This window comes from Pseudomonas sp. UBA5568, assembly GCF_002425525.1.
Taxonomy (GTDB): domain Bacteria; phylum Pseudomonadota; class Gammaproteobacteria; order Pseudomonadales; family Pseudomonadaceae; genus Aquipseudomonas; species Aquipseudomonas fulva.
This window is the reverse complement of the sequence record NZ_DIMK01000029.1, coordinates 1-21,526: the sequence shown is the minus strand read 5'-3', so window position 1 is coordinate 21,526 and position 21,526 is coordinate 1. Positions and strand designations below refer to the sequence as shown.

The 21,526-nt window shown below is 65.0% G+C and carries 16 protein-coding genes; 5 read left to right on the top strand and 11 right to left on the bottom strand.

Translation table 11 applies throughout. The features are described from left to right. A partial coding sequence (locus B2S33_RS10035; protein ID WP_288650209.1) for a glycerate kinase occupies positions 1–309 on the bottom strand: 309 nt, incomplete at its 3' end. A gap of 132 nt (positions 310–441) precedes the next feature. Next, on the bottom strand, positions 442–1,539 hold the full coding sequence (locus B2S33_RS10030; RefSeq protein WP_288650207.1) for a sugar diacid recognition domain-containing protein: 1,098 nt from the start codon (positions 1,537–1,539) through the stop codon (positions 442–444). A 161-nt stretch (positions 1,540–1,700) separates the two neighbouring features. Here B2S33_RS10030 and B2S33_RS10025 point away from each other — a divergent pair, with 161 nt between their 5' ends. The 3 genes from B2S33_RS10025 (at position 1,701) to B2S33_RS10015 (ending at position 6,713) form a co-directional block, all read left to right on the top strand. Then, a complete protein-coding gene (locus tag B2S33_RS10025; RefSeq protein ID WP_125922212.1) occupies positions 1,701–3,029 on the top strand; it encodes an MFS transporter in 1,329 nt (442 codons plus the stop codon). A 162-nt stretch (positions 3,030–3,191) separates the two neighbouring features. Continuing rightward, entirely contained in the window at positions 3,192–4,712 is a 1,521-nt protein-coding gene (locus B2S33_RS10020; protein WP_242810474.1) for an FAD-dependent oxidoreductase, read from the top strand. Positions 4,713–4,796: 84 nt separating this feature from the next. Further along, positions 4,797–6,713, top strand: a complete 1,917-nt coding sequence (locus tag B2S33_RS10015) for a sigma-54-dependent Fis family transcriptional regulator (RefSeq protein WP_288650205.1) — start codon at positions 4,797–4,799, stop codon at positions 6,711–6,713. Positions 6,714–6,756: 43 nt separating this feature from the next. On the opposite strand, the gene aldA is transcribed toward B2S33_RS10015, so the two are convergent. The 4 genes from aldA to B2S33_RS09995 all read right to left on the bottom strand — a co-directional run bounded on the left by aldA (position 6,757) and on the right by B2S33_RS09995 (position 12,347). Continuing rightward, positions 6,757–8,190 carry an aldehyde dehydrogenase gene (aldA, locus tag B2S33_RS10010; RefSeq protein ID WP_088523660.1) on the bottom strand — a complete coding sequence of 478 codons (1,434 nt, stop codon included), beginning with the start codon at positions 8,188–8,190 and terminating at the stop codon, positions 6,757–6,759. A gap of 7 nt (positions 8,191–8,197) precedes the next feature. After that, entirely contained in the window at positions 8,198–10,366 is a 2,169-nt protein-coding gene (locus B2S33_RS10005; RefSeq protein WP_288650203.1) for a PQQ-dependent dehydrogenase, methanol/ethanol family, read from the bottom strand. A 196-nt stretch (positions 10,367–10,562) separates the two neighbouring features. Further along, positions 10,563–11,267 carry a TraX family protein gene (locus B2S33_RS10000; RefSeq protein ID WP_027915630.1) on the bottom strand — a complete coding sequence of 235 codons (705 nt, stop codon included), beginning with the start codon at positions 11,265–11,267 and terminating at the stop codon, positions 10,563–10,565. A gap of 6 nt (positions 11,268–11,273) precedes the next feature. Further along, positions 11,274–12,347, bottom strand: coding sequence for a metal-dependent hydrolase (locus B2S33_RS09995; RefSeq protein WP_197873881.1), 1,074 nt, complete (start codon positions 12,345–12,347; stop codon positions 11,274–11,276). Between the two features lie 231 nt (positions 12,348–12,578). On the opposite strand from B2S33_RS09995, the gene B2S33_RS09990 reads away from it, so the two are divergent. Then, on the top strand, positions 12,579–13,523 hold the full coding sequence (locus B2S33_RS09990; RefSeq protein WP_288650210.1) for an alpha/beta hydrolase: 945 nt from the start codon (positions 12,579–12,581) through the stop codon (positions 13,521–13,523). Here the strand turns inward: B2S33_RS09990 and B2S33_RS09985 are convergent. Both B2S33_RS09985 and hisN read right to left on the bottom strand, forming a co-directional pair. Continuing rightward, positions 13,474–14,205, bottom strand: a complete 732-nt coding sequence (locus B2S33_RS09985; protein ID WP_028687501.1) for a hypothetical protein — start codon at positions 14,203–14,205, stop codon at positions 13,474–13,476. The two genes, B2S33_RS09990 and B2S33_RS09985, sit on opposite strands and share 50 nt — an antisense overlap. 113 nt (positions 14,206–14,318) lie before the next feature. Further along, complete coding sequence (hisN, locus tag B2S33_RS09980; RefSeq protein WP_027915634.1) at positions 14,319–15,110, bottom strand: histidinol-phosphatase; 792 nt, start codon at positions 15,108–15,110, stop codon at positions 14,319–14,321. Between the two features lie 212 nt (positions 15,111–15,322). Between hisN and B2S33_RS09975 the strand changes: the two genes are divergently transcribed. Further along, a complete protein-coding gene (locus B2S33_RS09975) occupies positions 15,323–15,946 on the top strand; it encodes a helix-turn-helix transcriptional regulator (RefSeq protein WP_232097606.1) in 624 nt (207 codons plus the stop codon). 28 nt (positions 15,947–15,974) lie between these two features. Here the strand turns inward: B2S33_RS09975 and B2S33_RS09970 are convergent, their stop codons facing one another. The 3 genes from B2S33_RS09970 to B2S33_RS09960 form a co-directional block, all read right to left on the bottom strand. Then, positions 15,975–17,978: a MacB family efflux pump subunit gene (locus tag B2S33_RS09970; RefSeq protein ID WP_242810470.1), complete on the bottom strand. Its 2,004-nt coding sequence runs from the start codon at positions 17,976–17,978 to the stop codon at positions 15,975–15,977. Between the two features lie 2 nt (positions 17,979–17,980). After that, the gene (gene macA / locus B2S33_RS09965; RefSeq protein WP_027915637.1) at positions 17,981–19,138 is read right to left on the bottom strand and encodes a macrolide transporter subunit MacA; all 1,158 of its coding nucleotides are present in this window, start codon (positions 19,136–19,138) and stop codon (positions 17,981–17,983) included. A gap of 83 nt (positions 19,139–19,221) precedes the next feature. After that, positions 19,222–21,526: alpha/beta fold hydrolase (locus tag B2S33_RS09960; RefSeq protein WP_288650200.1), on the bottom strand; the 2,305-nt coding region annotated here is incomplete at its 5' end.

Here is a 21,526-nt window from a genome sequence, read left to right as displayed (position 1 = left end):
CTGCCCAGTGGGCACCTGTTGCAGGCCGCTGGCCTGGGCCATTTCGATGATTGCGGTGCGGCTCTGGGGCAGCCAGCCCCAGCCTGCCTCAACAGCCGTGCCCAACGGGCCGCGCACGGTAAGCCGGCGCAGCTCGCCGTCGCTGGCGGCGAGAATGGCCTGCATCGTGCCTTCGCCACCGTCGGCCATGGGGCACTCGATCAACTGGGCGTCGGGCAATGCTTTGGCCAGGCCGGCGGCGATGGCGCGCGCCACGTCGGCCGCCTCGAGGCTGTCCTTGAACGAGTCAGGCGCGATGACGATCTTCATGATGATTCTCCTGTCCGGGTAGCGGCATGCTGACAGCTGACCAGCAAGGCGGCGTCGGTCAAATGCACAAACCGCCCGACAGATTGTTTGGGCAGATGCCAGCGCCCGGCGGCCCTGCCCAGCCAGTGCGCGCTATCGGGTAGGCAGCAATTGCAGCCCCAGGTACAAACTAAGCAGGCCTTCCAGGCGCATCGGGTCCACCTCGCCCAGCTCGGCGATACGTTCAAGCCTGTAACGCAGGCTGTTGCGGTGAATACCCAGCGCCTCGGCACAGGCCTGGCTCTGACCATCGTGGGCGCACCAGGCGCGCAGCGTGGCCAGCAATTGCCCGCTGCTGTCGCGGGCCTGGATGCGCAGCAACGGCTCGAGCAGTTCGTCCAGCGCCTCATCGTTGCGATGGCGCCAGAGCAAGGCTGGCAGGCGGTAGCGCTGCAAGCTCAGCAGCCGTTCCTGGGGCACCACCTCACGCCCATAGGCCAGCAGGTCGCGCACACGCCGGTAGCCGCGGCGCAGCTGCTCAAGACCCTGCGCGGCAGAACCCATGGCCAAGCGCTCAACTGCCCAACCGTGCCGCTCTATGCGCTCGACCAGCCGTGCAGCCTCCAGCGCCACGCCTGCCGGGCGACACCACAGCAGCGAGTGGCGCGCTGGGCTGACGCACCAACTGTCCGGGTAACGGCTCATCAGCCAGCTTGCCAGCGCCTCGGCGTCGGGCCCACTGGCCAGCTCGAACAGACAGGGAATGCGCGGTAGTTGCGGCTTGAGCCCCAACTGGCGCGCTTCGTCCAGCAGCCGCGAGGCGTCGCCGGTTCCGCCCAGCAGCAGGGCCAGCAAATCGTCGCAGCGCTGTTTGCGCCACTGCTGGTCAGCCTGCAGGTGACGCTGGGCCAGCAGCATTTCGGCGGTCATGCGCACCAGCTCGGCATACACCCGAACCTGCTGCGGATCACCCGTCAAGCCCAGCACGCCCATCAGCCGGTCGTCGAGCATCAGGGGCAGGTTCACCCCCGGCTGCACGCCCTTGAGGCAGCGTGCCGCTTCCTGGTCAAGCTCCACGATGCGGCCATTGGCAAGCACCAGCTGGGCGCCTTCGTGCCGCGTGTTGACGCGCTCCGGCTCGCCGCTGCCCAGGATCAGGCCGTGGCTGTCCATGACGTTGACGTTGCAGGGCAGAATCGCCATGGCACGGTCTACGATATCCTGTGCCAGGTCGTGGTCGAGTTCGAACATTCAACGGTCCTTGGGGGCGTGCGGTTGGGCTCGGGCACAGCAGCAAGGCCCATGGCTTGTGCAAAAGCACAAAGACAGCCACGCCGCCGTCCCCGAGACTCGTTCAGGCGAGCGCCGGAACAGGCGACGCGGTGACAACCATAACAACAGAGAACCCGATCATGGCACACAGCCCCGCCCCTGACCAAGGCACGGACACCACCCGCAATGCGCTGTACCGGCGCATCACCCTGCGGCTGATTCCGTTCATTTTCATCTGCTACCTGTTCAACTACCTCGACCGCGTCAATGTCGGCTTCGCCAAGCTGCAGATGCTCGACGCGCTCAAATTCAGCGAAACCGTCTACGGCCTCGGCGCCGGCATCTTCTTCATCGGCTATGTCCTGTGCGGCCTTCCCAGCAACCTGGCGCTCAACCGCTTCGGCCCACGGCGCTGGATCGCCTTGATGATGATTGCCTGGGGCAGCTTGTCCACCTGCTTGCTGTTCGTGACGACCCCCACCGAGTTCTATGCCCTGCGCCTGCTCACAGGCGCCGCCGAGGCAGGCTTCTTCCCGGGTGTGGTGCTGTACCTTTCGCGCTGGTTCCCCGGTGCGCGACGTGGCCGCATCATGGCGTTGTTCATGTCCGCGATCCCGGTCTCGGGTCTGTTGGGCAGCCCGTTTTCCGGCTGGATCCTCGAACACTTCGCCGCCGGGCAACATGGCCTTGCCGGCTGGCAATGGATGTTCCTGATTCAAGGGTTGCCAACCGTTGCGCTCGGCGTGCTGGCGGTGTTCCTGCTCAGCGATGGCTATCAGAAGGCGACCTGGCTGAGCGATGAGCAGCGCCGGCTGATTGCCGCCGACCTGCAGGCCGATGCCGACAGCAAGCCGCCTACCACCGGCGACAGCGTCCTGGCCGTGCTGGCCAACCCACTGATCTGGACCTTCGGCTTCATCTACTTCTGCATCCAGAGCGGTGTGTACGCCATCAACTTCTGGCTGCCCTCGATCATCAAGAACATGGGCTTCGACAACCCCTTGCTCATTGGCTGGCTGAGCGCCATTCCCTACTTGCTGGCCGGAGTCTTCATGATCCTGTGCGGGCGCTCGGCGGACCTTCGCAACGAGCGCCGCTGGCACTTGGTAGTGCCAATGCTGATGGGCGCCGTGGGCCTGCTGATGGCCGTGAATTTCGCGGCCACCCCGGCGATCGCCATCCTTGGCCTGTCCATCGCCACCATGGGCGCCCTCACTGGCCTACCCATGTTCTGGCCGATGCCCACGGCGTTGCTTAGCGCAGGTGCGGCCGTGGCAGGCCTGGCCCTGATCAACTCGGTGGGCCAGATGGCGGGCTTTCTCAGCCCTTACCTGGTCGGGTTCATCAAGGACCAGACCGGCTCGACCGACGCTGCCCTTTACGCCCTGGCGGCGTTGATCGTGCTGGGTAGCCTGGTGGCCCTGCGCGCCACCCGTACTCGTACGCCAGCGCCTGCCATAGCCGACTGACGGTCGCGTCAACAGCGCTTCCTTGCATTGGGTCATCCAGACCCGTGCAAGGAAGGTTGATCCTCTTGTTCCCTGTACAGCACTCCAGTCGTCAGCTCGACGCAGCCCGTTCGGGTAAATCGGCGTCGAACCGTTCCAGAGGCCCCCTTTGGAGAATTCACCATGACCGAATACGCCGTGGCCCGGCTGGCCGACCTCGATGAACACACCCCTTTGCGCGTGGAAGCCGGTAACGAAGAGCTGATCATCGTGCGTCAGGGTGATCAGGTTCGTGCTTTTCAGGGTAACTGTCCTCATGCAGGAGCGCCGCTGGACGAGGGCCGCGTCTGCGGCGGCTTGCTGATCTGCCCCTGGCACAAGGCCGCGTTCGCCGTGGACGAGGGCGCCGTGTGCGAGCCCCCTGCCCTGACCGACCTGCGCCGCTACAAGGCCTGGGTCAAGGGTGACCAGGTGTGGGTGGACGACCGCCCTTTGCCCAGGGCGCGCCCGCCCCGGCACAGCGATGCGCGGTGTTTCGTGGTGCTGGGAGCCGGTGCGGCAGGCAGCGCCGCTGTGGTCACCTTGCTCCGCCATGGCTTCAATGGCCGCCTGGTGTGGATCGACCAGGAGCGCCAGCCGGCCTACGACCGCACGGCCCTGAGCAAATTCGTGCTCGCAGGCCAAATGGCCCCGGATGAGGTGCCGATGCTGCTGGAGCCTGATGATCTGCGCATCGGTCAACTGGAGCGTCGGCACGCCAAGGTCCGTTCACTCAATGCCCAGAAACGCCAGCTCCTGCTGGCCGACGGCCAACGCATCGACTATGACGCCTGTTTGCTCGCTACGGGCGCCAAGGCGCAGCGCCCGGATATCCCGGGGCGCGACCTGCCTGGGGTCTTCACCTTGCGTTCGCGCGCGGACGCTGCGCAACTGCTCGATGCCGTGGAACCGGGCAAACCGGTTGTGATCGTGGGCGACAGCTTCATCGGCCTGGAAGCAGCCTCGGCGTTAAGCGAATACGGTGCCAAGGTCCACGTGATTGGACGGCATGAAGTTCCGCTGGCCAAGCAACTGGGCGAGCGTATCGGGCGGGCGATCCGTGCCTTGCACGCGCGCAAGGGCGTCACGTTCCATGCCCCGACCCAGGTGACGGCGATCGAAGGCGATGGTCAGGTCGAAGCGGTCATGCTCGGCAGCGGCGAGCGAGTGCACTGCCAAGTGGTGCTACTAGGAACGGGGGTAGCTCCGGCCACGGCTTTTCTCAATGGCGTAGCGCTGGCCGATGACCTTTCCGTGCCGGTCAACGGTGAAATGCAGGTGACCGAAGGCTTGTGGGCTGTGGGTGACATGGCCACCTTCCCCCTCGCCGGCCAACCGGTGCGCATTGAGCACTGGCGGTTGGCGCAGCAGCACGGCGTCATCGCGGCAGCAAACATGCTGGGCGAGCAACGCCGCTACGCCGACGTGCCGTTTTTCTGGACCTATCACCATGGGCAGCGGTTCGAAGTGCTGGGCCACGCCCGACAATGGGACGCCATCACCTTCGTTGGCACGCCGGAGAGCGGTGATTTCATTGCACTGCAATGCCTGGAGGATCAGGTGCAGGCCGTGGTCGCCAAGGGTTACGCCTCAGCCATGATGCAGTTGTCGCAACGCATGAAGCGCCCGCTCACCACCGCCGAGGCACTCGAACTGATCCACTGACAAGGCTTGCCCTGCGCCCGGGCTGGTAGCGCGCCATCAGCTATGGTTATCTTCACCTTCGATAACAATAACTGTGGAGCGCCCATGCCCGCTCATAATCCTGCCTCGGAACTGGCGGCCTTCGTCGACAGTCACTTCGGCCACCGCGGCTTGGTCCCGGAAACGGTGATCGCCGAATCCTGGTACCGCAGCGTCACCCAGCACCGCCTGGATCCGAGCGTGCACCCAACGGACAACATCCTCAGCGCCGCAGAAATCCGCCAGCTGCAAGCCCAACACCAAGCCTACCTGACCCTCGCCAGCCAAGGCGTGAGTGGTTTGGCCCGGCGGGTAGCGGATGCAGGTTTCGCCGTCTTGCTCAGCGATGCGGCAGGGGTCACGCTTGATGCTCGCCTACCTGCCGACACCGGGCGCTTCACAGGTTCCGGGCTGGTGGTGGGGGCGCGCTGGGACGAGTCCATCGCCGGCACGAACGGCATAGGCACCGCGCTGGCCTCGCAACAGGCACTGACCATTCACCGTCAGGAACATTTCCTGGCCAGCAATGCCCGGCTCAGTTGCTCGGTCTCACCGATCTTCGACAGCCACAACCACCTGCTCGGTTGCCTGAACGCGACCTGCTTGTATGACGATGGTCCCAAGCAGGCCCAGCACCTGACCCTGCAATTGGTGACGCTGTACGCCCGCCTGATCGAAAACGCGCACTTTCGCCAGCGTTACCGCGACTGCCTGACCCTCGCGGTCAAGCCCTGCGACGGCGATGCGGACCTGGTAGCCGAGCAACTGCTGGCACTCGACGAGGGTGGCCGTATCGTCGGTGCCAACCGGGCCGCATTCAGCAACAACCCCCATGCCCTGCTCGGCCTGCGCATCGAGCATGTGTTAAGCGCCGATATCGACCAGCTGCTGGCCCTGACCCAGGGCGGTGCTCGGGGCGCGCAATTGTACGATGCCAGCCAGGTCAAGGGCCTTGAGGTGGGCCTGCGAGTGCCGCGCGCTTATCGCGCTTGTGCCCCGGCCGCACCGACGGCATCTGCCAACGCGCATCCGACACTCGACCAACTGGCAGGCGGCGACCCCCAGCTTCAGCACGCCGTGACGCGCCTGCGCAAGGTGCTGGACAAGGACATCGCGCTGCTGCTCAGCGGTGAAACCGGCACGGGCAAGGAAGCGTTCGCTCGCGCCCTGCACCAGGCAAGCGCCCGAAGCGCCCGGCCTTTCGTGGCGCTCAATTGCGCCGCCATTCCAGAAGCGCTGATCGAAAGCGAGCTATTCGGCTACCGGGCCGGCAGCTTCACTGGGGCAGACCGCAAGGGCATGAAAGGCAAGCTGGAACAGGCCAATGGCGGCACGCTGTTTCTCGATGAAATAGGCGACATGCCTGCCGATCTGCAAACCCGCCTGCTACGGGTACTGGCGGAACGGGAGCTGGTTGCGCTGGGGGCGACCACGCCGGTAAGGCTGGATATTCAGGTGATATCGGCGACGCATCAGGACCTGGTTGCCAGGATCGCCACCCACCAGTTCCGAGAGGACCTCTACTACCGACTCTGCGGCATGCGTATCACCCTGCCGGCGCTGCGCGAACGCAGTGATCGGGCGCAGGTGATCGAGGGTGTTCTAGCACGTTTGGCGCCGGGGCTGCACCTCTCGGCCCAAGCACGCGCCGCGCTGCTGGCCTATCCTTGGCCGGGCAATATTCGCCAACTGCTCAATGCCCTGCGCCAGGGCGCTGCCCTGGCCGAAGACGGGTGCATCGAGCTGGCCGACCTGCCCGCCGAGTTGCAGCAAGCGCAGGTCGAACCAGGCAGGACGATCTGCGCAGCGCCGCGCCTTGGGCAGCAGGTGGAAGAGGCCGAGGCCGACCACCTGCTGGCGCTGTTGCGGCGCAACCAGTGGAACATGAGTGCCGCCGCCCAGGCCGCTGGCATCTCGCGGTCCACGCTGTACCGCAAGATCAAGCGCCACGGCATCGTGCAACCGAATCGCCAGGGCAACTGAGCCCAGTGCCCCGCCACGCCGGGGCACTGGCCACGGCTGGGCTTCAACCCTGGATGTAGACCACCTGCGTGCGCGTGTACTCGTAGAGCCCGTGCTTACCGTCCGCCCCACCAATGCCCGACTTGCGGGCCCCGGCGTGGAAGCCTTGCATGGCCTCGAAGTTTTCGCGGTTGATGTAGGTCTCGCCGAAGTCGATTTCCCGGCACGCCTTGAGCGCGGCGTTCAGATCGCGGGTGTAGAGTGACGAGGTCAGCCCGTACTCGCTGTCGTTGGCCAAGGCAATGGCTTCGTCCAGGTCCTCCACCACCTGAATTGGCAACACCGGCCCGAAGATTTCCTTGCGCATGATCTCCATGTCGGCCGTGCAGCCTGCCAGCACGGTGGGCTGATAGTGAAAACCGCTGCCAAGGTCAGCCACCTGCCCGCCCGTGACCACCTGCGCGCCTTGGGTCTGGGCAGTGCGCACCATCTGCGCCACCTTGTCCAGGCCGGCCCGGTTGATCAACGGTCCCATGTGCAGGTCCTGCTGCGTCGATGGGTCGCCATAGCGTGTGGCGGCCATCGCCTGGGCCACCTGATCGATGAACCGATCGGCCACCTGGCGCGCCACATAAACACGCTCTGCGCAGTTGCACACCTGTCCGGTGTTGATCACCCGCGAGGCGACGATCGCGTTGACTGCCAGGTCCAGGTCGGCATCGGCCAACACGATGGCAGGCGCCTTGCCGCCCAGCTCCAGGTTCAGCTTGGTGATGTTCGGCGCCGCCGCTGCCATGATCCGCGCACCGGTCGCCACGCTGCCGGTGAAACTGACCATGTCCACGCCCGGGTGACTGGACAGGCCGTGGCCCACGGCGGCGCCTGTGCCGCCGACCACGTTGAACACCCCGGGTGGCAGGCCGGTCTCGGCCACCAGGCGGGCGAACGCGTAGCAGTTGATCGGGGTTTCCTCACTCGGCTTGACCACAATGGTGTTGCCGGTAATGAGCGCCGGCGCCATCTTGCGGGCGATCAGGAAAAAGGGGAAGTTCCACGGCAGGATGCCTGCCACCACGCCCACGGGCTTGCGCATGAGAAACACGTGCTCGGCCTGACGGTCGCTGGTCAACACCTCGCCTTCCAGGCGTCGCGCCCATTCGGCCATGTAGTCCAGGTAATCGGCCGTGAAGCCGACTTCCACCTGGGCCAGGGCCGGCACCTTGCCGCCTTCCAGGGTGATGGTCCGGGCCAGCTGATCGGCATTGGCTCGTATCCGGTTCGCGATGGCGCGCAGGTAGCCTGCGCGTTCCTGCGCAGGCCGGGCTGCCCAGGCGCGCTGAGCCCGGCGTGCCGCGCTCACGGCCTGGTCGACCTGGGCCTGCGAAGACTCCGGCACGCGACCGAGCAACTGGCCATTGGCCGGGTTATGAACCTCGAGCAGGGCTTCACCGGGTTCGAACCGGTTGTCGATGAAGTTCTGGTAGACCGAATCGTTCATGGGCATTTCACTCCTGTGGGGCATTGTCAGCCAGCGATGAAGGGGTTGCCGGACGGGCGCTGAACCGCTTCCAGACCTCGCCTTCCTCCTGCAAATCGTGAGCACGCTTGATCAGGTATTGATGGACCTGCTCGACTTGCTCAGGGTTGAGGTTGTCGGCAAACGAGGGCATGCCATCGGGCACCCTGCCGCCGTAGAGAATCCCGAGGAACATCTGGTGCTTGTCGGCGCCCAGCTTGCGCAGGTCGGGCAGGCCCCCGCCGCTGACAGCATGGATGCCATGGCACTGGGAGCAGTTGCCGTCGTACAGCGCAGCGCCTGCAGCGACCGTCTCGGCATTGGCGGTCAAAGGTGGCGGCTTGGGCGCATCGGCAGGCGGGGCCGGCTCGCGCAGCTTGGCCGTGCCGCCCAGCTTGTAGGTCAGCACCTGTGCATAGGGCTGCACGCCTGCACGCAAAGAGAGTGCGCCAGCGAACGTGGAAAATGCGCCGCCCCAGCCAGCCATGAACGTGACGTATTGCTCGCCGTCGACGGCATAGGTGATCGGTGCGGCCATCACGCCGCTGGCCGCAGGCGCTTCCCACAGCTTCTTGCCGGTTTCGGCGGCATAAGCAATGACCCGGCCGTCGGCGCTGCCTTCGAACACCAGGTTGCCGGCCGTGCTCAAGGTGCCACCATTGAAGATCGTGATGTACGGCACTTCCCAGGCAGGCGCCTGCTTGACCGGGTCCCATGCAATCAGTTTGCCTGACCAGGTCTTGGCCATGTCCAGCAGCCCTTCGGCGCCTTCGGGCATCATGCCGGTACGCAGCCCCAACTGGTAGACGCTCTTGAACGGGTTGCGCTTGGGCGCTTCTGGCACGTGTTCATAGTAGGCCGACATGATGTGGGCCGGGATGTACACCAGCCCCGTCTGCGGGTTGTACGACATCGGGTGCCAGTCGTGTGCCCCCCAGAACGCCGGAGTCACCAGCTTGCGCTTGCCGTCCTTCCAGTAGGCCGCTGCCTCGTCGTCGACGATGGGCCGGCCGGTCTTCATGTCGATGCCTTTGGCCCAGTTCACCGGCACGATGTTCTTGGCCGACAGCAACTCGCCGGTTTCCCGGTCCAGCACGTAGAAGAAGCCATTCTTGGGCGCTTGCATCAGCACCTTGCGCGGCTTGCCGTCGATGGGCAGCTCGGCCAGGATCATGTGCTGGGTGGCCGTGAAGTCCCAGGCGTCGCCGGGCGTGGTCTGGTAGTGCCAGGCGTACTCGCCGGTATCGGCGTTCACCGCCACGATCGAGGACAGGAACAAGTTGTCGCCCTTGGCCTGGCTGCGCCATTTGGGGTCCCACATCGCGCCGTTGCCCACGCCGATGTACAGCAGGTTCAGCTGCGGATCGTAGGCAAAGGAATCCCAGGCGGTGCCGCCGCCGCCCCACTCGACATAGGCATCCCCGTGCCAGGTCTTGCTGGCGATCTGCATGGCTTTATCCTCAGGCGGCAGCTTCGGATCGCCCGGTACGGTGTAGAACCGCCATGCTTGGCGCCCGGTCTCGGCATCGTAGGCGGTGACGTAGCCACGTACGCCGAATTCGGCGCCGCCATTGCCAATCACCACCTTGCCGTTGACCACCCGCGGCGCACCGGTGATGGTGTAGCTGCGCTTTGTATCGGCGCGGGTATCGACCGACCAGACCCGCTTGCCGGTCTTGGCATCGATGGCCTCCAGGCGACCGTCCAGCACACCCACATAGACCTTGCCCTGCCACACCGCCACGCCCCTGTTGACCGCATCGCAGCAGGCTTCGCCGGCACGGTTGCGGTCGGACTGCGGATCGTACTTCCACAGCAGCTGGCCGTTGCGCGCATCCAGCGCGTACACCACCGAGAACGGCCCCGTGGTGTACATCACCCCATCGACCACGATGGGGGTCGCCTCCACGCCGCGGTCCAGGTCGAGCTTGTAGCTCCACGCCAGCCCCAGCTGGCCCACGTTGCTCTGGTCGATGGTCTTGAGGGGGCTGAAGCGTTGCTCGTCGTACGTGCGGCCATGGCTCATCCAGTTGCCGGGCTCTTTGTCCGCATCAATGATGCGTTGCCCATCGACACCGGCGGCGAAGGCCAGGGGTGTCCAGCTGAGAGCCAGGGCCAAGCAGCCGCGTGCAAGGCGTTGGGGGCCTGATCGATTCATGCACTGTTCTCCGTTCTTGTTATGGCGACGCTGCGACGAGCGTCAGTCCAAACAAGAGCAACGGCTGTGCCAAACGGCCGGCTGACGGCCGCAGATACCGCAGTAGAGCCTTCGAGCCGTCAGTGGGGAGGGGCTGGATACGGGCAAATGCTCGACACAGTTGCGTCAACCCTGGGTCAACCGTGGCACAGGTGTGTCACAGCCCAAGCGTGCTCAAGGCTTTGATCAGCAAAAGGTGTAGCGGGTAAAAACCATAGGCCCAGCGACCCACAGCTGGCACGCGATGCCATCGGCAGTGCAACAGGCCGTTGCCGACCGCAATGGCCACGGCGGCAACCGCCAGGGTGACCCAGGTGAAGTGGGCGCCCAGGTGCGTCATCAACCAGCTGTTGGTCAAGTTGCCGGCCACCGCCAGCACGCACGGCACAAGCCACATTGCGCCCCCACAGCGGTAGGCAAGTACGCAGGCGGCGGGCAGCAGTACCCCTGGCAGGCCGTACATCAGGCACGGGCTGCCAGCCCAAGCCGCGCCCAGCGCGACCAACCCCAGCAGCCGCGCGGCTGCCTGGGTATGCTGCACGCTCCAGGCCACCAGCAGGCCCAACAACAGCGTCGGCATTACGCTGAACGTGGTCGAACCGCTGTCCAGCCAGAGGTAGGCAGGCTCGGACAGCACGGTGAACAGCAGCATCAGCCCCAGATACCGCCCATGGTGGCGATCGAGCGGCGTGTCAGGCTCGCGCCGCACCACGTTCATGGCCATGGCCAGGCAAAAGAGCGGAAACGCCAGTCGGCCAACCACGAACAGGCCGTGGGCCTGCGGCCAGACGAAGCGTAGGTGGTCGGCGAGCATCGCCAGCATTGCGAGCCATTTGACCAGGTCCAGCCCGGCTGAGCGCACTGGGCGCTACTCCCCCTGCCCTTGTCCAGGCGCTGCAATGCGCGCGGTCCAGGCGGCCAAGGGTAGCGGGGGCTGCTGGAAGACGATGCGGCGCCAGATCAACCCCAGCGCCTGCCCGTCGAACAGGTCGCGCGGGCCGCTGGCTGTGTGCACGGCCGGTTGCTGCACCTGCCAGCGGCCCTGCTCGCCCTGCCGGGCCATGTCGAAGCGGAACGTGTAGTTGCCCGGCGTACCCATGCGCAGGTCGGTCACCACCAGCCGGTCGCCGACCTGGTCGTAGCGCAGCCAGTCGTCGGTGAACCAGCGCAGCCGCTGGTGCAGCGGATCGTTTGCCAGCACCTGGGCCAGAGGCAGGTTGCGGTTCAGGCGCAGCATCTCCGGCGACTCGCGGTCCAACAGGCTACTGACCCCTTCGTAATAGGCGCCGTCCGGCGCCTTGGCCAATACCCGCCAGACCAGACTGTTGAACGCCATGGGCACTGCCCGTACCTCGCTCACGGTCACGCCCTTGGCATCGAGCGCGGCCTGGAAACGGTGTTCGGCCAGGGTACGGCTAGCCAGGCCTAAGCCCAGGTAAGCGGTGCTCAAGCCCAGCGCAACGGCCATGAACCGTACCGCCCGGGCGTGGGTGCCGCGCACGGCGGCGTACGCCACCGCCACCAGCAGCGGCACGGTATACACCGGATCGATGATGAACACGGCCGCCCAGCTTTGCGGGGTCACGTGCAAGGGCCACAGCAACTGGGTGCCGTACACGGTGAACGCGTCGAGCACGGGGTGGGTCACCAACACCAGCCAGAATGTCAGGAACAACCGGGGCAGCGTGTAGCCTTTGTCCGGCCAGGTCCTGTTCACCAGCCACGCCAGAAGCGCTGCCAGCGCGGTCAGCACGAACACTGAATGGGAAAAGCCGCGGTGGTAGGTCATCTGCGAGACCGGGTCGGCATAACGGATGATCACGTCCAAGTCCGGCAGTGTGGCCAACGCAGCGCCGTAGACCAGGGCCCTACGGCCCTGAATGCGCCCCAACAGTGTGCCTTGCAACGCAGCGCCAAGAACAGCTTGGGTTATCGAGTCCAAATCAAAGCCTTCGTCAGGAGGGTGTTGGGCCACGCTACCTGCTTGCGGGGCGCTTGCGCAATCGGCGGACGGTGCGCAGGCCCGCGCTGGAAACAGCTTGCAAAAAAGCTGGTCCGCCGGCTGGTAATATTTCTTACATCTGAGCTGCAGCATTTGATAGAACTACGCCACGTTGCCACGTTGCTTGTACTTTCCCGCGCCTTGACCCTTTCCGAGATCCCCAACATCCGTATGTCTACCCGGTTGCTCTGCGCCCTACGCCGTCGCTGGTTCACCTGGCTGTGCGCCGCCGCCTTGGTGCTCGCCCTGCCGGCCGGCTGCTCGGTCTTGCAGCACAAGGAACGCGAGCTGGTATTTCGCATCGAGCCAGGCCAGGCCAGTTGGTTTCATGGCCTGCCCGGCGGTGTCCAGGAGCTGGACCTGCGCCCGCGCACTTTCGCCGATAACCAGAGCCTGCATGCCTGGTGGTGGCCGGCAAGACGCGCCGATGCCCCGGCCATCCTTTACCTGCACGGTGTGCGCTGGAACCTTACCGGCCAGCTGTTTCGCATCGAACAGCTGCACGCCATGGGCTATGCGGTGCTGGCGGTGGACTACCGCGGCTTTGGCCGCAGCCGAGGGGACTTGCCTTCCGAAGCCACCGTGTACGAGGACGCTCGCGTGGCTTGGGAGCGTTTCGCCCAACTGCAACCTGATGCGAGCAAACGTCTGATCTACGGGCACTCCCTGGGGGGCGCCGTAGCGGTCGATCTGGCGCGCACGCTCACCCGTGAAGCCCGAGACACGCGCACCCCTGCCCCGGCGCAAGGGCTGATCCTGGAGTCCACGTTCACCTCGTTGGGCGATGTGGCAGGCGTGGTCGCCAATACATCGCTGCCGGTGCGCTGGCTGCTGTCGCAGAAGTTCGATTCACTGGGCAAAATTGGCGATATCGACCTGCCGGTGCTGCTGGTCCATGGCCTGGACGACCGCTACGTGCCCTCGCGTTTCAGCCAGCAGCTGTTCGAGGCCGCGCGCGAACCCAAGACGCTGTTGCTGGTGCCAGGTGCGACACACAACAACAGCATGAGCCTGGCCGGGCAGCGTTATCGCAAGGCGATACAGGCCCTGTTCCAGGCGCGGCAGGTCACTGTACCGGCAGGAAATTCATCAACAGCAGGCTTTGCGCATAATTGAGGCCGATACGGCGGTAGCGCTCGTCGAGCAGCTCGGCCAGCAAGTCCAGGCGGGCCACCACCTTGCCAAATTCCACGGCAAAACTCAGGTTGCTGCCCTCCTCCGAAATCTCGTTGGAGAACAGCAACAGCACACCGTTGGCGTCCTGCCGCTGGCTCAGCATCCAGGTGGCTTTCTCGATGTTGCGCGCGGCGTTGTTGATGAACAACGGGTCGAGGGTGTCGGTCATGTAGAACGCGGTGCGTCCGCCGTGGGCGGTGATCAGCATACTGCCGATGGCGTAGATGAACGCACCCACACGATCACCGCGAAATTCCGGGCTCAAGGCATAGCTCAAGGCAGCCAGGTCGCGGCGATTGCCCAGTTGCGCCAGGGGTTGGCGCTGTTCGATGGCCAGGCGGATCTGGCGCTCGGCCGTGGCCGCGTCCAGGTAGCCCGAGCGTTGCAACTGGTTGGGATTGCGCAGGTACAGCTTGTTCATCAGCAGGTAGAGGCTTTGCAGGTTGTCGCGCATCGACAAGGTCGCCAGGCGATCCACACTGGTCTGGAACAGCTCGCTGGGCTTGCCTTCGCCCAGCTGGTTGACGATGTCGCGCCCCTGCTGCTGAGTGCAGGCGCACAGGCTGGCCAAGATGCCTGCCAACAGCAGGCGAACTATCGTGGAGCAACTGCACACTACCATCGGCACCGGTTCGTTTTCGGCGGCCGCCGCGGGGATCGCGGCAGCCTGGGCCTAGCATAGAGCCCCGAAAGCCAAAAAAGTGCGGCATGCGCCAGCAGGTGTAGCTACCTGAACTACATCGCGCCGCGCAGCAGCTCAACGACCTGGGCATGCAGGTCCGGATCACCGCAGGCCACCACGCAGCCGCCTTGCTGAGCGCTGCTGCCGTCCCAGGCCGTGATCACACCGCCCGCGCCCTCGATGATGGGCATGAGTGCCTGCACGTCATAGGGCTGCAAGCTGGCTTCGACGATGACATCCACAAAGCCCGAGGCCAGCATGCAATAGGCGTAGCAATCCCCACCGTAGCGCATCAGCCGTGCCTGGCTGGCCACGTGCTCGAACGCAGCCTTGCGCGCAGGCGTATCGAACATGTCAGGGGTGGTGCACATCAAGGTGGCCGCTGCCAGCGCTTTGCAGGCGCGGGTCTTTAGCGCTCGCGTGCCCGACCAGGCACCTTCGGGCGTGCCGATGAACCGTTCGCCGGTAAAAGGTTGGTTCATCACCCCCACCACAGGCCGGGCACCGTCGTTGAGCGCGATCAACGTGCCCCACAACGGCAGGCCGGTGATGAAGGCGCGGGTGCCGTCGATCGGGTCGAGCACCCAAGTCAACGGGCTGCTGCCCACGGCCACGCCCGCCTCTTCACCAAGGATGCCATGGTCTGGGTAGCGCGCCTGGATCCGCTCGCGCATCGCGTCCTCGGCCGCCTTGTCGGCCACGGTCACCGGGTCGTACAACCGGCCGCCTTTGTCCTCGACCTCCAGGCTTGCACGAAAGTAAGGCGTGATGGCAGCGCTCGCAGCATCGGCCAACTGCTCGGCAAATCCACGGAACTCGGCAATCTGTTCAGCGCTCAGGGGCATGAAAATGGGCCTTGTGCTAGTCAGGGAGGCGGCATGATAGCAAACCCGCTGATCGGCATGGCGTCCGTAGGAGATATCAATATGGCATCATCCAGGCTGGATTTAGCCAAGGCTCGCTCGTTGTACTAGCATACCCCTCACGCACCGATGCAGGCCCAGGATGAGGGCTTGCACTACAGCCGGGCTTGTGCCCTGGCCTCAAGGACGATTCGATGAGCATCAATTCCATCTATCCGCAGATCGGCAAGATCATTGCCAGCACCGGCAGCCGCCAGTTTCCCCGCCTGCTGCATGACCTGATTCAGGCTCACCTGTGCATCGACGCCACGCAGATCCGCCAGCTGCCACGCTCACCTAGCGAAACCACCGTGCTCGACGAAACCGTGTTCTCGTGCGATCAACCCACGGCCACCGCCTCGGATGACCCTTCGCGCCTGCACCGTATCCGCGCCAGTGACGCGCGGGTCGAGATTCGCGTACTGCGCGCCGACACCACCTATGGCTTCTCCCCCCTGGAGCGCAATAGGCTCGAAGCCATCACGCCCCTGGTGCTGCCGATGCTGGAGAAACACCTGCGTGCCCTGCAACCCACCGTGCCGCGCAACAGCCACGACAGCCTGGAGCAGCGGTTCGTCGAACGCCTGGCCCAAACAGGCCTCAAGCTTTCCGAACGCGAGCGCCAGGTCTGCCTAGGGTTGCTGGCCGGTCAAACGGCCCCCGAGCAGGCCGACCGGCTTGGCCTGCGCGTGAACACCGTCGAAAGTTACCTGCGCCGGGCCGTGATCAAGCTGGGCATCGGCGGGCGGCATTCGCTGATGCGCTGGATGCACGCCTAGGCATCGGTCGACCGGCATCGCAGGTGGTTCAGTCCCGTGCCAGTGCTTCGATGGGGTCCAGGCGAGCCGCATTGCGCGCCGGCACGAAGCCGAACACCACACCGATCAAGGTCGAGCAGGCGAACGCCATCACGATCGAGGCTGGGGAGAACACCATTTCCCATTGCTTGACGAACAGCTCGAACAGGTAGCCCACCGCGTAGGACAACCCCACGCCCACGACCCCGCCCAACAGGCAGACCATGACCGCTTCCACCAGAAACTGCTGGCGGATGTCGGCCTGACGGGCACCAACGGCCATGCGTATGCCGATTTCACGGGTACGTTCGGTCACCGACACCAGCATGATGTTCATCACCCCTATGCCGCCCACCACCAGCGAGATCACCGCGATCAGCGATAGCAGCAAGGTCAGGGATCGACTGGTCTTCTGTACGGTCTGCATGATGCTGTCCAGGTTGTTGGTGAAGAAGTCCTTGCTGCCGTGGCGCTGCAGCAGTACACGGCTGACCTCCTCCTCGACCCGCTTGCTGGGCACCCCGTCCTTGATCCGCACGCTGATGCTGTCCAGGTGACGCTGTCCCAGCACCCGTCCGGCAGCCGTCTCGTACGGCACCCAGATGTTCAGCTGGTTGCTGGCCACGAACAGGTTCTTGTTGCGCGCCGTCACACCGATCACGGTACAGGGCAGATTACCGACCAGGATCACCTGCCCAAGGGGGTCGGTGGTCGGGCCGAACAGGCGCTCGCGGGTGTTATGGTCGATGACCACGACCTGGGCCTGGCGCCGCGCATCATCGGCGCTGAACACGATGCCCGCTGCCAGTGGGATGTTGCGCACCTGAAAGTAGTGCTCGCTGACGCCATTGAGCTGCACATCCACGTCCAGGTTGCGATAGCGCACCAGCGTGCCCTGGCCGATCACAGGGGTTGCGCTGTCGACGTAGTACAAGGCGTTGAGCGCCGCCACATCCGCCGGCACCAACGTTTCAATGTTCCTGGCCCGGCTGTCGCCGAAGTTGCTCCCCGAATACACATCGATGGTGTTGCTGCCGATGGCCTGGATGTCCTTGAGTACGTACCCCTTGGCCCCTTCGCCGATGGCTGAAATCGACACCACCGAAGTGATACCGATGATGATCCCGAGCATGGTCAGCAAGGTGCGCATGCGGTGTGACACCAAGGCCAGCCAGGCCATCTTGAACGCCTCGCGGAACATGCCCAGGCTTGCCAACAGGCGATGTCCCCGCTTGCGTGCCGGCGTCGGCGCCACGGCCCGTGCAGGCACCGTGTCAGTAACCTTGCGCCGATCGCTGACGATCTGGCCGTCGCTGACTTCGATGATGCGCTCGGCGTGCGCGGCCACGTGCGGGTCATGGGTGACGAGGATCACGGTGTGACCCGAGGCGTGCAGCTCCAGCAGAATCTTCATGACCTCCTTGCCGCTGGCGCTGTCCAGCGCGCCTGTGGGTTCGTCCGCCAGGATCACCTGCCCTCCATTGATCAATGCCCGGCATATGCTCACCCGTTGCTGCTGGCCTCCCGACAGCTGGCTGGGACGGTGGTGCAAGTGCTCGCCAAGCCCAAGCCGGCTCAGCAGCGTCTGGGCGCGTTCATGGCGCCATTGCAGGTCCATGCCGGCGTACACGGCAGGGATCTCGACGTTGTGCAGGGCGTCCAGGTGCGGCAGCAGGTGGTAGCGCTGGAAAATGAACCCGAAGTGATCGCGACGCAGGGCGGCCAGGGCATCGACGTCAAGGTCCCGGGTTTGCTGGCCATCGACCTTGTAACTGCCAGTGCTGGCATTGTCCAGGCACCCCAGGATGTTCATCAGCGTGGACTTGCCAGAGCCCGATGCGCCGATGATAGCGACCAGTTCACCACGGTGAATCTGCAGGTCGATGCCCTTGAGCGCGAGAAAGGCCCGCTCGCCGGCCTGGAAGCTGCGGGTAATGCCCTCCAGGCAAAGCAAGGGTTCGCCCTGCCCCGTTGCCTGGCACAGGGGGGCAGTGGGTTGGACGTTCATGTTCATGCTCAGGCTCCCGAATCGCCGGTAATCGGCTCGCCAATCACCACCCGGTCACCTTCGTCGAGGCCCTGCTCGATCTGTACCCGAACGTTATTGTTGATCCCCACCACCACCTTGCGCTGCTCGGCGAAGCCCTTGTCGTCGAGCACCCGCACGGCGAAGCGGCCGTCCGCCTCGCGCCCACCCAGTGCCGCCACCGGCACGGTCAGAACCTTTTGCGCGGTATCGAGCACGATGTGCACTTGCGCAGTCATGGCGATGCGCAGGCGGTGGTCCGGGTTGGGCACCTCGAACAGGGCGTTGTAGAACACCGCGCCAGTTGGCTTGCCGGCCCCGCCCTCTGCCTTGTCGCTGCTCTGGGCGTAGTGCTGTGGGGCAGGCTCGGTGCCGCGCAGCTTGGCGTAGTAGCGTTTGTCTTCCCCCAGGATGGTGAAATACACCGCCTGGCCCGGCGTGATGTGAATCACATCCGCTTCCGAGACCTGCGCCTTGACGGTCATGGTGTCCAGGTTGGCCAGCTTGAGCAGCACCGGGGCCAGCTGGTTGGCGATCACCGTCTGCCCTTCCTGAGTAACGATGCCCACCACGTGGCCTGTGATCGGCGCGTTGATGCGGGTATAGCCCAGGTTGACCCGGGCCGTGTCAATTTCCACCTGAGCGCTGCGGATCTGCGCATCGAGCGAGCCCACGGCAGCCTGCTGGACCTGATAGTCGGCCTCGGCCTTTTCATATTCCTGACGCGAGACCGAGGCATCGATTTGCAGTTCTCGATAGCGTTCATAGACCCCTTTGGCCTGCTTGAGCTGGGCCAGGGTCGAGCGCCGTTGGGCCTGCAGTTTCTGCTCGTCCACCTCCGCTTGGCGCAGGGTGTTGCGTAGCACCAGCGGGTCTATCTCGGCCAGCCACTGGCCTTCGGTGACCTTGTCGCCCAGCTTCACCTTGAGCGATTTCAGCTGACCGGAAACCTGGGCGCCCACATCCACCTGTTTGATCCCTTCGAGCACGCCGGTGGCCAGTACCGCATTCTCGATGTCGGCACGCTCGACCTGGGCGGTGATATACTGCGGTGCCTTGGCCGGGGCCTGGACCGCATACAGGCCAATGCCCGCTACCACGGCAATGCCCAGCCCGATGCCCCATTTGCGCAGTTTGGTTTTGTCCATGGACACGCGTAATTCCTTTGTTTGACAAGACTGCACCGAGACCTGGCAGCGGCGGGCTCGCCCACCGGCCGCCAGGTAACCGGCTATTGAACGACCTGGGCCTGCGCAAGCGCCTGACCGTCATGCCACCACGCTGCCAGGCTGAACACATGGGGCACCTTGAGGATGCTGAAATGATCGCCGGGCGCCTTCCATACCTTCAGCCCAGGCAGCAACTGTTGCCAGCGCTGCTGCATGAGACGGTGCTCGGCAGCGTTGCCTTCGGCGTCCAGCCCCGGGTCGTCCACCAGCACCAGCCCTACCGGGCCGGTGTACGGCAGCTCTGGATGGTAAGGCGTGCGCAGCGCAGCACCGAAAGTGCGCACCGTGCCGTCGAGCGCACGCGCACTGGACCTGGCGGGCATCAGCCCTGCCCGCACCATGGCCGTGTGCAGTTGCTGCTGTTGCTGATCGTCGCTGGCTTGTGCAAACGCTACCCGGTCCAGACCAAGGGGTTTGCCGGAGGACATTTCCAGCGCTTCGATCAGGCGCAGCAGCGTCTGGCTGAAGGTATGGGGCTGGCCGCAGGTGCTCCCTGGGCCTGGGCCCTCGCTGTCGATCAACGTCAAGGAGCGCACTTGACGCCCTTTGGCCTGCAAGCGCGCGGCCATGGCATGGGCCACCCAGCCTCCGAACGAATGCCCCACCAGGTTCAGCGGGCCCTCGGGATAGACCGCTTCGATAGCCTGCACATGCCAGGCCGCCGCAGCCTCGACGCAGGTGTGCGGCAGCGACAGGCCATCCAGGCCTCGGGCCTGCAAGCCTTGAACGGGCCACTGCGGGCCCAACGCCTCGGCCAGGCCGATGAAGCTGGTCACACTGTCGCCGGCACCGGCTACGCAGAACACGGGCGTGTGCCCGGCAGCGCCGGTCTGAATAGCCACGGGGGCCAAGGGCGGTGGTACAGCCGGGGCAGCAGCAGACGCCAGCGCCTGCGTCAGCACCTGGCCAACGGTCGTCACATGGGGCGCTTGCATCAAGCTGCGGTGATCCCCCGGAACGGTGTGCGTCACCAGCACCTGGGTCGGCAACGCCGTGCGCCAGCCAAGGCCCTCAGGCGCCTCGTCAGCCTGCGCGGCGCAGAGCAGGTGCACCGGCACATCCACCGGCGCTGGGCGGTAATGAGCCAGGGCATGGCCATGGGCAAGCTCGCGGCCGAAATAATGCCGCAGGTCCGCGTCCGTCATGCTGGCCCACAGGCCGTAGAGCACCTCGTGCTCACGGCAGCTTGCCAGCAAGGTCGCAAAGTCGGCCTGGTCCTGCTCCAGGCGCGCGAGCAGTGCCCGCTTGGCGCGGCCTGCCTCGCCCTTGGTTTGCCAGTACGCCGTGCAGTTGAGCAGCAACTGCCGCTCCAAGGCATACGGGCCCTCCCAGCGTGCCTTGCCTTGGTCGGCCAAGCGCGGTGCGTAGGTGTCGATCAAACCGATGAATGCCACCTGCTCGTCAACGCCGCGCAGTTGATTGGCCATTTCCATGGCCAGCACACCGCCGAATGACCACCCGGCCAGACGGTAGGGCCCGTGGGGTTGCACGGTGCGCATCTGCGTGATCTGGTAGCGCGCCAGACATTCCAGCGTGCGTGGCTGTGGGGCATCGCTGGGTAATCCCGGCAGGCCGTAGATGGCAAAGTCGCCTCCCACTTGGTGGGCAAGCACAGGGAAGTAGAAGTCCAGCCCGGAAAATTCATGCACAAGGAACAGCGGCGCCTGGGCAGAACCCGGCCGGACCGTGATCACGGTCGCTACCGCTGGCGCTTGCCTATCCACCTGCTTGGCCAGCAACGCCACGCTCGGACGCTGGAAGACGTCAGTGAGCGCAACGGGTACCCCGGCCTTGCGCAGGCGGTCCACCAGGCGAATGGCCGCCAGCGAGTGACCGCCCAACTCGAAGAAGTTGTCATGGCGGCCCACCTCATCGACGTCGAGCAACTCGCACCAAAGGCTCGCGACAAGCTGCTCGACGTCCCCGCAAGGGGCTTCGAACGGGCGCTGCTGCACCTCGGGCGCTGGCAACGCCTTGCGGTCAAGCTTGCCGTTAGGGCCGAGCGGAAGCGCGGCCAGGTGGATGAAGTGCGACGGAACCATGAACGCTGGCAAGCGCGCCATCAAGACGGCCCGCAGCGCCTCGGGGATGAGACGCTGGCCCGTGTAGTACGCTACCAGGTGCTGGTCGCAGGCGAGCACGACCGCTTCCTTGACGGTGTCCACGGCCGTCATCGCCGCCTGAATTTCACCCAGCTCGATACGCAGGCCATGAAGCTTGACCTGATCGTCGTTACGCCCCAGGTATTCAAGGTTGCCGTCCGGCAGGTGCCGCGCCAGGTCGCCTGTGCGGTACAGCCGCCCGCCT